Origin of the sequence: Terrisporobacter muris (genome assembly GCF_024621905.1) — a bacterium.
Taxonomy (GTDB): Bacteria; Bacillota; Clostridia; order Peptostreptococcales; family Peptostreptococcaceae; genus Terrisporobacter; species Terrisporobacter muris.
The window spans coordinates 1-10,170 of record NZ_JANKBY010000119.1; the positions used below are offsets into that span (position 1 = coordinate 1).

The following is a 10,170-nucleotide window of genomic DNA, read 5'->3' on the forward strand; positions in this document are numbered from 1 at the left end:
ACATTTTTGTAAACATTTGGCAAGAGTTTTTTCCATATTATTGAATAATTATAGTTTTTTAATATTTGTAATAAAAAAGACTACCTATAAAAGGCAGTCTAAATTATTTATTTTCCACAACATTTCTTATATTTTTTACCACTTCCACATGGGCATGGATCATTTCTTCCAACAGTTTTTTCTTTAACAACAGTTTTAGTTTTTTTGTATGCTTTTGTTATTTCTTTTCTTTGTTCTGCTGATAATATTCCTTCCCAACCTGGTAAAGTATATAACCATTCAGCTTCTACATTTAACATATTGAAGTATAATTTTTCGAAATCTATTTTTAAAGATATTTCAGAATCAGCTTCTATTTCTTCTAAAACTATATCTTCTTTTAAACTTTCACTTATTCCATCTATGAATCCCATGAAGTATTCAACAGAAGTTTCATGAGATGATGCTAAATCAGCAACTTTTCCTTCTATAACTTCTATCTTTTTATTTAATAATTCATTGTATATACCAGCTTCTACTTTTAAGTATTCTTCCCAAAATTTTATTTCCGCTTCTTGAGTTTCAAGATTTTCACTTAAAGCTCTCCATTCAGTTAATAAGCTCATATTAATGCTCCTCCTAATTTTTTTAAAATTATCCTTGTTTAACTATACTATTATATCACAATTAAATAGTTCTTTTAATACCTTTATAGCATAGTCTTGTTCTATAAAGTAGGGACTAGTTGCTATAGTTATAACTTTTGCATCTTTTATTAAATCCTTAATTTTATTTAATCTAAAATCATAAGGTATATAATCCATATCCTTTGAGAATATATCTAAATCTATATCTAGTACATATTCTCCCTCAACTTTCACATCAAAACCATAAGAACTATCGATTATTATTACTTGTGAGAAAATTTCTTTTTTCAATGATGGTTGAATAAAGTTTCCTACGTTTAGTACCTCATTTGTGTACGTAAATATATTATCTAAGCTATCTACATCCACATCATAATGATTAGGTTCTCTCATATCCTTATGTTGATCCACATGGACTAACTTACAACCCTTATTAAACTCTTTATTTTTTAAGCTTTTCATCCAAAAATAAAAGGCATGGTTATGATTATCAAAAATATAGATTGTTTTATCTTTAAATTTATATTGAACTAAATTTTTAAGACCTGTAGCTTTTATTTCATTTTCTTCGTCAACTTCATTAAAAACTATATTATCTCCAACCTGTACATCTTCTAAGTTGCCTTCTATTAATCTCGGTACGAAAATCTTTTTATTTTCTCTTTCTTCATAAGAAAAAACATTGTTTCCATAAGGTTTATCAATATAAAACCCTGTATATCTTTCCATTGCATCTCCTTATTACTTAAACATTAAAAATATTCCATGGATATTCTTTTGGAACATCACATACAAATTCCATTTTTTCTTTTGTTGTTGGGTGTTGTATTTCTATTTTGTAAGACCATAGGGCAATTTGTTGACCAACTTTATTTAAATGTTGACCATATCTTTGATCGCCAAACAAAGGATGTTTTCTACTTGAAAATTGTACCCTTATTTGATGTGGTCTTCCTGTTTGTAAATCAATTTGAACAAGACTAAATCCCTTTTGAGAATCTAAAGTCTCATATGAAAGTCTAGCATCTTTAGCTTCCCTTGTATTTTTGCTAACTACACTAACCATATTAGTTTTTTTATTTTTATATAAATAATCTAAAAGATTATCTGATTTTTTGTTCATATTACCATGTATAACAGCTCTGTACGTCTTTTTAAAAGATTTATTTCTTACTTGTTCTGATAGTCTAGATGCTGACTTAGATGTCTTAGCAAAGACCATACAACCTCCTACAGGCCTATCTAATCTATGCACAAGTCCTACAAATACATTTCCTGGCTTATTATATTTTTCCTTAAGGTATTTCTTTAGAAGATTTACCATATCATTATCATTAGTATTGTCTCCTTGAGACAGTATATTAACAGGTTTTTCTACTACCAATAAATGATTATCTTCATATATAACCTTAATCATTATTATTTACTCTCCCATCTTCCAAATATACCACATGGAAGAACTTTACCATCTCTTGATGTTGGTATTCCTATTTCTCCAGCATATATATTTCCACCTTTAGCTTTTCTAGCAACTGTAGCATCTAATATATGTTCAAGAATTATTGGAGATAAACCAGTTGTATAAGAGTTTATTAAGAAGAATAGAGGTTTATCTGATAATACCTTTGTACATAACTCAACTAAACCATATAGTTTTTCTTCTATTTGCCATACTTCACCCTTTGGTCCTCTTCCGTATGAAGGTGGATCCATGATTATAGCATCATATTTATTTCCTCTTCTTATTTCTCTTTCTACAAATTTAACAACATCATCAACTATAAATCTCACTTTTCTGTCTCCAAGACCTGATGTTTGTAAGTTTTCTTTTGCCCAAGTTACCATACCTTTAGATGCATCTACGTGACAAACTTCTGCTCCTGCTGCAGCACAAGCTACTGTTGCTCCTCCAGTATAAGCAAATAAGTTAAGTACCTTTATTGGTCTATTTGCTTTTTTTATCATCTCCATTTGCCAATCCCAGTTTGCCGCTTGTTCTGGGAATAAACCTGTATGCTTAAATCCAGTAGGACTTATATTAAATTTTAATCCTTTATAATTTACAGTCCATTTTTGAGGATATTTCTTTTTTGTTTCCCAGTGTCCTCCACCTTTTACACTTCTGTGATAGTGACCATGAGGATTCTTCCATAGACCACTTTCATTTCTAATAGGCCACATAACTTGAGGGTCTGGTCTTCTAAGTACTATATCTCCCCAACGCTCTAATTTTTCTCCGTTACCCATATCTATAAGTTCATAATCTTTCCATTTATCTGCTAATAATAACATTATGTATCCTCCTAAGTATCTTACTAATCCTATGTATTATATCATACTAATTAATTTTATTTTAGGTATTTTAATTAGTTTATATACTTTATTTAATTTGATAATTCCAATATTTATAGCCTTTTACATCTATCTATTATTATTTGATTTTACTTTGCATATAAATTACTAATGTAAATTATTTGTCTAGGAGGAATTAAATATGAATAATGCTCAAGCTAATAATACATGTCTTTTTAATACTTTATATATTCAGTATGTGGAAGACATAGGACAAAATAAGTATTTTTATTATGACTTAAAATATCCTGTCATTCATAATGTTAAAAATGGTTATTTTCAAGTTAATGAAGATATCTTAAAAAACTTAAACGAAACTATAAACTCTTCTGTCTATACATTTAAAGAAGGGATTTTGGAAGAAGAACAGCAAATCAATGCAGCCAATACTGATGATAGTAAAACAAAAATAAATTATAGAGTTTACTCTAATTATGATATTACATTTAATAAAAATCACGTAATTAGCTTAACTTTACATCTAACAGCTATGGATAATGATAATCTACAGTATAATGAATTATATAGCTATAACATAGATTTATTAACAGGAAACCAGCTTTTACTTAAGGATATTTTTAGACCTGGTGTGGATTATTTAAAATTAGTTTCTGATTTTATTAATTTTAGAATTAGCCAAAATCCAAAATCTTATTATCCTGATACTGTAGTAGATATACCAGAAGATCAATCTTTCTATTTAACTGATCAAGGTATAATGATTTACTTTGGGCTAGATGAAATCTCACCTGCAGCAAATGGTATTCCAAAGTTTTTTATGGAATTTTCTAATTTTGAATCTTATATAAATCCTCGTTTCTATTGCAGTATAAATAATATGAATTATAATAGAAAAAATAGAAGACAACAATATAATAGAATGTATTATTAGTATTATAAAAAGGGCTGATTAATCCACATTAATCCGCCCTTTTGGTGATAACTATTCTGCTATATTATAAACTTTTAGTTCGTTGTTGTTGATATGTTTTTTATTTACTTTAACTAATGCTTTTAATGTATCTAAAGATGTCATTACATCCACATTATATTCTGTAGCTGTTCTTCTTATCTTAAATCCATCTCTTGTTGCATCGTTACCTTTTGTAGGAGTGTTAATAACCATATCTACTTGATTGTTCATTATTGCATCTAGTATATTGGGTTTTCCTTCTCCTATTTTGTTTACTGTTATTGCATTTATTTCATTATTTATTAACATTTTCGCTGTTCCTTCAGTTGCTAAGAAAGTATATCCTAATTCTTTCATATCTTTTGCTACTTCTATAAACTCTTCTTTATCATGATCATTTATAGTTGCAAGAACCATTCCTCTATCATCTGATATAGTTCTTCCCGCTGCCATAAATCCTTTATATAAAGCTTCCTCTAATGTTTCACCAACACCTAAAACTTCTCCTGTAGATTTCATTTCTGGTCCTAAGCTTACATCTACCCTTGCAAGTTTTGACATAGAGAATACTGGAACTTTAACTGATATTAATTCTGGAGTTTTATATATTCCTGTACCATATCCTAAGTCTTTTAATTTAGCTCCTAACATACATTTTGTAGCTAAGTCTACTATTGGCACTTTACTTACCTTACTGATGTATGGAACTGTTCTACTCGCTCTTGGGTTAACTTCTATTATATATAACTCACCTTTGAACTCTATAAACTGAATATTAACCATTCCTAATACATTAAGCTCTAAAGCTATTTTCTTAGTGTAATCTAATATTTTTTCTTTTGTTTCATCAGATACATTTTGACTTGGATACATTGTTATAGAGTCTCCAGAGTGAACTCCAGCTCTTTCTAAATGCTCCATTATACCTGGTATTAATATTTCTTCTCCATCACATATAGCATCTACCTCTATTTCTCTACCTACTAGATATTTATCTATAAGTACTGGGTTTTTGCTATCTCTTTCAAATGCACTTTTTAAGTATGATTCTAATTTGTGCTCTTCGTAAGTTATTTCCATACCTTGACCACCAAGTACGTAAGAAGGTCTAACAAGTACTGGATATCCTATTTCTTTTGCATGGTTTATACCTTCTTCAACAGACCATACAGCTATCCCTTTTGGTCTATTTATATCAAGTTTTTCAAGAAGCTCATCGAATTTTTCTCTGTCTTCTGCTGCATCTATATCTGCAAAGTCAGTTCCTAGTATTGGTATATTTTTTTCGTTTAAAAACTTAGCTAATTTTATAGCTGTTTGTCCTCCGAATTGAAGAATAACACCTTCTGGATTTTCTTTTTCTATTATGTTTAATACTTCTTCTTCTGTTAATGGCTCAAAGTATAATTTATCAGATATATCGAAGTCTGTACTTACTGTTTCTGGGTTATTGTTTATTATTATTGTTTCTATTCCCATGTTTCTTAATGATTTTATACAGTGAACTGAACAGTAATCAAACTCTATTCCTTGGCCTATTCTTATTGGTCCAGAACCAAGAACTATTACTTTTCTCTTATCACTAACTACTACTTCATCATATTGCTCATAAGTTGAGTAGTAATATGGAGATAGAGCGTCAAATTCTCCTCCACAAGTATCAACCATCTTGTATGCTGGATTTATATTGTATAAAGATCTAAGTTCGTAAACTTTTTCTGGACTTATTTTCATTAAGTCAGCTATACCTTTATCAGAGAATCCTTTTTTCTTTAATTGTTGTAGATAATCTTTATTTAAATCTTCTATTTTCATAGCTTTAAGCTTTTCTTCTTGCTCTACTATCCATTTGAATCTATATAAGAACCACTTATCTACACCAGTTATTTTTTCTATCATATCCAAGCTATAGCCTCTTCTGATCATTTCACATAAGTCAAATAATCTTTCGTCATCTGGCATAACAACTCTTTCTTTTAACTCTTCTATTGTTCTTTCTTGAGACGGTTTATGAATTAATGAATATTTTCCTATTTCAAGAGATCTTATTCCTTTTAGTAAAGCAGCTTCAAAGTTGCTTCCTATACTCATTATTTCTCCAGTTGCCATCATTTTTGTTCCTAAAACCCTGTTTGCTTGTTTGAATTTATCAAAAGGCCATTTTGGTATTTTTACTACAACATAGTCTAATGTCGGTTCGAAACAAGCTTTTGTTTTCTTAGTTACTGCATTTTCTATTTCATCTAATGTATATCCTAGTGCTATTTTAGCTGCAACTTTCGCTATTGGATAACCAGTAGCTTTAGAAGCTAGAGCTGATGATCTACTTACACGAGGATTTATTTCTATTATTGCATATTCTAATCTATCTGGATGAAGAGCTATCTGTACGTTACATCCACCTTTTACTTCTATAGCGTTTATTATGTCTATTGAAGCTGTTCTAAGTAATTGATACTCCACATCACTTAAAGTCTGACTAGGTGCAACAACTATACTATCTCCTGTATGAACTCCAACTGGATCAACATTTTCCATGTTACATACAGTTATACAGTTACCTTTTCCGTCTCTCATTACTTCATATTCTATTTCTTTCCATCCTTTTATACTTTTTTCTAAAAGAACTTGAGTAACTGGACTTAATTGTAAACCGTGATTTAATATTTCTGCTAACTCTTCTCTATTTTCAGCTATTCCTCCACCAGTTCCTCCTAGTGTATAAGCAGGTCTAACTATTACTGGATATCCTATTTTATCTGCATATATAAGACCGTCTTCTAAGTTAGTAACTATATCACTTTCTATTACTGGTTGATTGATTTCTCTCATTGTCTCTCTGAAAGTATCTCTATCTTCACCTTTTTTTATTGATTCAATTGATGTTCCTATAACTTTAACATTATATTTTTCTAAGATTCCAGCATCGCTTAATTCAACAGCTAAATTTAGTCCTGTTTGACCACCCATTCCTGCAAGTAAGCTATCTGGTCTTTCTTTTTCTATTACTTTTTCTATTGCTTCTATTGTTAATGGTTCTATATATATTTTATCCGCAACTTCTTTGTCCGTCATGATAGTTGCTGGATTACTATTTATAAGTACAACTTCTATTCCCTCTTCTTTTAAAGCTCCACAAGCTTGAGTTCCTGAATAATCAAACTCAGCTGCTTGACCTATAATTATAGGTCCTGAACCTAATACTAATGTTTTCTTAATACTATCTATTTTAGGCATAACTTATTCTCCCTTTAAACAATTATAATAATTCTAAAAATTTATCAAATACATACGTGCTGTCTTTTGGCCCTGGACAAGCTTCTGGATGATATTGAACACTATATACTGGTAATTCTTTATGTCTCATTCCTTCTACTGTGTTATCATTTAAATTGATTTGAGTAACGTTCATGCACTCTGGCACTTCACTTACATAATATCCATGGTTTTGAGCAGTTATAAATACTCTATCTTCCTCTAAATCCTTAACTGGATGATTTCCACCTCTATGTCCAAATTTAAGTTTTGAAGTTTTTCCACCGAATACTTTCCCTAAAATTTGATGTCCTAAGCAAATTCCTACTACAGGTTTTTTACCTACCATTTGTTTTGCATTATTTACTATTTCTTCTAAATCATCTGGATCCCCAGGTCCATTTGATAAGAATATTAAGTCTGGATCCGTAGATAAAACTTCGTCTGCTGGTGTTAATGCTGGGAATATAGTTATATCGCATCCTCTTTCAGCAAAGTTATCTATTATGTTTTGTTTTACTCCGTAGTCCATTATTGCAACTTTAGGTCCATTTCCTTTTACATATTCTACTTTTTTTCTTGAAACTGTCATAACAGCTTGACTATTGTCAAATACTTCTAGCTTGTGTTTTACAGCCTCTAATTCAGCATTTTTATCTATTGTTATGATACCTTTCATAGTACCATTATTTCTTAGTATTTTTGTTAAGGCTCTTGTATCTATCCCTTCAAGACCTATTATTTTATTTTGTTTAAGATAAACATCCAAGCTCATTTCACATCTAAAGTTATTTGGTGCATCACTTTTTTCCCTTACTATAAACCCTTTTACTGCTACCATTTTAGATTGTACATCTTCTAAGTTTATTCCATAGTTTCCTATTAAAGGATATGTCATAGTTACTATTTGTCCGTAATAAGAAGGATCTGTTAAGACTTCTCCATAACCTGTCATTGAAGTGTTAAATACAACTTCTCCAACAGAATCTTCTAAATAACCAAAGGCTTTTCCTTCAAAAATCGTTCCATCTTCTAAAATTAATTTTGCGTTCATATCTCTTGCCCCCCTAAGCATTTTCTATTTCTTTTGCAATATCAATCGCTGATTGTTTTGGATTTTCACTTTGAGTTATAGGTCTTCCAACAACTAAATATTGTGCGCCATTTCTTATAGCCTCAGCTGGAGTTACTACTCTTTTTTGATCTCCTGCACTAGACGATGCTGGTCTTATTCCTGGACATACAGTCACAAAATCTTCTCCACAAACTTCCACTATTCTATCTACTTCTTTCGCAGAACATACTATTCCATCTATCCCTGATTCCTTAGCTAATTTTGCTCTTTTTATTACTAATTCTTCTGTTGTCATATTACATCCTATATCTTGTAAGTCTTCGTTACTTAACGATGTTAAAACAGTAACTCCTACAATTATAGGTTTTTCTATATTTAATTTTTCAGCTTCTTCCTTTGCTACTAATGCACATTGTCTCATTCCTTCCAAATCAGAAACGTGTATTGTCATTAACCAAACATTGTCTCTAACTGCAGCTCTAACTGCACTTTTCATTGTATTAGGTATATCGTGGAATTTAAGGTCTAAGAATATTTTTTTTCCTTTTTCCTTAAGATAATCTACTGTTTTACCCTTAGTAGCAACATATTGTTCTAGTCCTACCTTAAATATGTCTACACTGTCTTCTAGCTGGTCTATTAATTCCTTAGCTTTATCAAAATCATCTGTGTCAATAGCGACAATTAATCTGTCTTTTCCATTTATCATTTTTCTTCACTCCCTCTTAATAAAGCCCATTAAAAAAATCCTTACACCAAAAGAGGTATAAGGATTGTGTATGCATAATCTAAACAATATAATTAGTATTAGTTATGTGTTATCTTTATCAGCCTCTCTGGACTATTTTAAAAGACTTTATTATATTTTTCGTTTTACTAAAATTTCTTTAATAAATAAATAAAATAATAGTACAAGCCTCTCTGGACTTTTATACAAATTATTTTCTTTTTATTAATGTTAAGTTTATATAATTATTACATTTATTCTATTTTGTGTCAACTGTTCTTTGAATAAGAATTTAAATTTTATTCTTGATTTTTATCTATAATACTTATAAAGTATTCTTTTTTTCTTCTATCTTTTATATTTTTTTTAAGGTATTCTACTTTTAAGTTTCTTTCCTTGCAACATATATCAAAATGCCTTAAAGCAGCCCCCATACTAATTTTATTTTCATCATCAATATTTAATCTTTTCTTTTGAACACACTCATATAAATCAAATCCATAATCCTTTTCCTTGAATGCCCAAGGCTGTTTATTCATAACAGAAGGTGCTACACTTACTCCCTCCAATACATCATGCCACTTTGGATTGAATTCTTTACAAATTTCTTTTATTTTTTTTCTATCATAGCTTCTTTTGCTCTTTCTAAATAAACTATCAAATTCATCCGGATAGCCTATGGCTAATAATGAAACTGGATATTCTATTTTACTCTCATCTATATCCAAGTCTTCATCGTCATCATATTCACTATCTATTTCATCTAATTGTACAAATTCTTTTACATCTTCTCTCTTTAATTGGCATTTTAGCCAACTAGTTCCCACTCCTAAACAAGTTAATTCTAAAATTAGCTTTTCCATAGCAAATCCTACATTCTGTAAGTAGTCTTCACCTTTATTTGAAGTTATAAGTATATAATGGGGAGCCTTTACTGCAGACTCTTTACCTATCAAAAAATGTATTAAGTGTCCTCTCTCAATTAAATGGGCTTTAATATTTAAATCGTTATTTAGATAAGTTATATTGCCACATATTTTTTTTATTTCTTCTAGTAATGGTTTTTTTATTACTTTATTTGAGTAGCTTTTTATAGTTTTTCTATAAAAAATAGCATTATATAACTCCATCTATAACCTCCTAACTGAAATGTTTTCCCATCCTCTATCATAAATATATTTAATTTAGATGTTATCTATTTCTTAATTTATCATTACTATTT

At 29.7% G+C, this 10,170-nt stretch carries 9 protein-coding genes; 1 reads left to right on the forward strand and 8 read right to left on the reverse strand.

The window, feature by feature from the left end; genetic code table 11:
* Nucleotides 1-107: 107 nt before the first annotated feature.
* The 4 genes from NSA58_RS10510 to NSA58_RS10525 are packed head-to-tail and all read right to left on the reverse strand — an operon-like array spanning nt 108 to nt 2,918.
* The gene (locus NSA58_RS10510; protein WP_039680009.1) at nt 108-605 is read right to left on the reverse strand and encodes an SEC-C metal-binding domain-containing protein; all 498 of its coding nucleotides are present in this window, start codon (nt 603-605) and stop codon (nt 108-110) included.
* Nucleotides 606-647: 42 nt separating this feature from the next.
* Nucleotides 648-1,355, reverse strand: a complete 708-nt coding sequence (locus NSA58_RS10515; RefSeq protein ID WP_039680008.1) for a peptide arginase family protein — start codon at nt 1,353-1,355, stop codon at nt 648-650.
* Nucleotides 1,356-1,371: 16 nt separating this feature from the next.
* Nucleotides 1,372-2,043 (reverse strand): RluA family pseudouridine synthase, encoded by a 672-nt coding sequence (locus tag NSA58_RS10520; RefSeq protein ID WP_039680007.1) that lies wholly within the window; start codon nt 2,041-2,043, stop codon nt 1,372-1,374.
* Between the two features lie 2 nt (nt 2,044-2,045).
* Entirely contained in the window at nt 2,046-2,918 is an 873-nt protein-coding gene (locus NSA58_RS10525; protein WP_039680006.1) for a class I SAM-dependent methyltransferase, read from the reverse strand.
* 202 nt (nt 2,919-3,120) lie between these two features.
* On the opposite strand from NSA58_RS10525, the gene NSA58_RS10530 reads away from it, so the two are divergent.
* The gene (locus tag NSA58_RS10530; RefSeq protein ID WP_074429827.1) at nt 3,121-3,870 is read left to right on the forward strand and encodes a DUF3298 and DUF4163 domain-containing protein; all 750 of its coding nucleotides are present in this window, start codon (nt 3,121-3,123) and stop codon (nt 3,868-3,870) included.
* A gap of 51 nt (nt 3,871-3,921) precedes the next feature.
* On the opposite strand, the gene carB is transcribed toward NSA58_RS10530, so the two are convergent.
* From carB to NSA58_RS10550, 4 genes are all read right to left on the reverse strand, one after another.
* Entirely contained in the window at nt 3,922-7,128 is a 3,207-nt protein-coding gene (carB, locus tag NSA58_RS10535) for a carbamoyl-phosphate synthase large subunit (protein ID WP_039680004.1), read from the reverse strand.
* Between the two features lie 22 nt (nt 7,129-7,150).
* Entirely contained in the window at nt 7,151-8,200 is a 1,050-nt protein-coding gene (gene carA, locus NSA58_RS10540) for a glutamine-hydrolyzing carbamoyl-phosphate synthase small subunit (RefSeq protein WP_074080152.1), read from the reverse strand.
* 13 nt (nt 8,201-8,213) lie between these two features.
* Nucleotides 8,214-8,930, reverse strand: coding sequence for an orotidine-5'-phosphate decarboxylase (pyrF, locus tag NSA58_RS10545; protein ID WP_039680002.1), 717 nt, complete (start codon nt 8,928-8,930; stop codon nt 8,214-8,216).
* 317 nt (nt 8,931-9,247) lie between these two features.
* The gene (locus NSA58_RS10550; protein WP_039680001.1) at nt 9,248-10,078 is read right to left on the reverse strand and encodes a nitroreductase family protein; all 831 of its coding nucleotides are present in this window, start codon (nt 10,076-10,078) and stop codon (nt 9,248-9,250) included.
* Nucleotides 10,079-10,170 lie beyond the last annotated feature (92 nt).

What these genes read in the sequence shown, in the direction of transcription:
- NSA58_RS10520 (WP_039680007.1), bottom strand. Translation starts at nt 2,043, where the DNA reads ATGATTAAGGTTATATATGAAGATAATCATTTATTGGTAGTAGAAAAA.
- carB (WP_039680004.1), bottom strand. Translation starts at nt 7,128, where the DNA reads ATGCCTAAAATAGATAGTATTAAGAAAACATTAGTATTAGGTTCAGGA.
- NSA58_RS10510 (WP_039680009.1), bottom strand. Translation starts at nt 605, where the DNA reads ATGAGCTTATTAACTGAATGGAGAGCTTTAAGTGAAAATCTTGAAACT.
- pyrF (WP_039680002.1), bottom strand. Translation starts at nt 8,930, where the DNA reads ATGATAAATGGAAAAGACAGATTAATTGTCGCTATTGACACAGATGAT.
- NSA58_RS10515 (WP_039680008.1), bottom strand. Translation starts at nt 1,355, where the DNA reads ATGGAAAGATATACAGGGTTTTATATTGATAAACCTTATGGAAACAAT.
- carA (WP_074080152.1), bottom strand. Translation starts at nt 8,200, where the DNA reads ATGAACGCAAAATTAATTTTAGAAGATGGAACGATTTTTGAAGGAAAA.
- NSA58_RS10525 (WP_039680006.1), bottom strand. Translation starts at nt 2,918, where the DNA reads ATGTTATTATTAGCAGATAAATGGAAAGATTATGAACTTATAGATATG.
- NSA58_RS10550 (WP_039680001.1), bottom strand. Translation starts at nt 10,078, where the DNA reads ATGGAGTTATATAATGCTATTTTTTATAGAAAAACTATAAAAAGCTAC.
- NSA58_RS10530 (WP_074429827.1), top strand. Translation starts at nt 3,121, where the DNA reads ATGAATAATGCTCAAGCTAATAATACATGTCTTTTTAATACTTTATAT.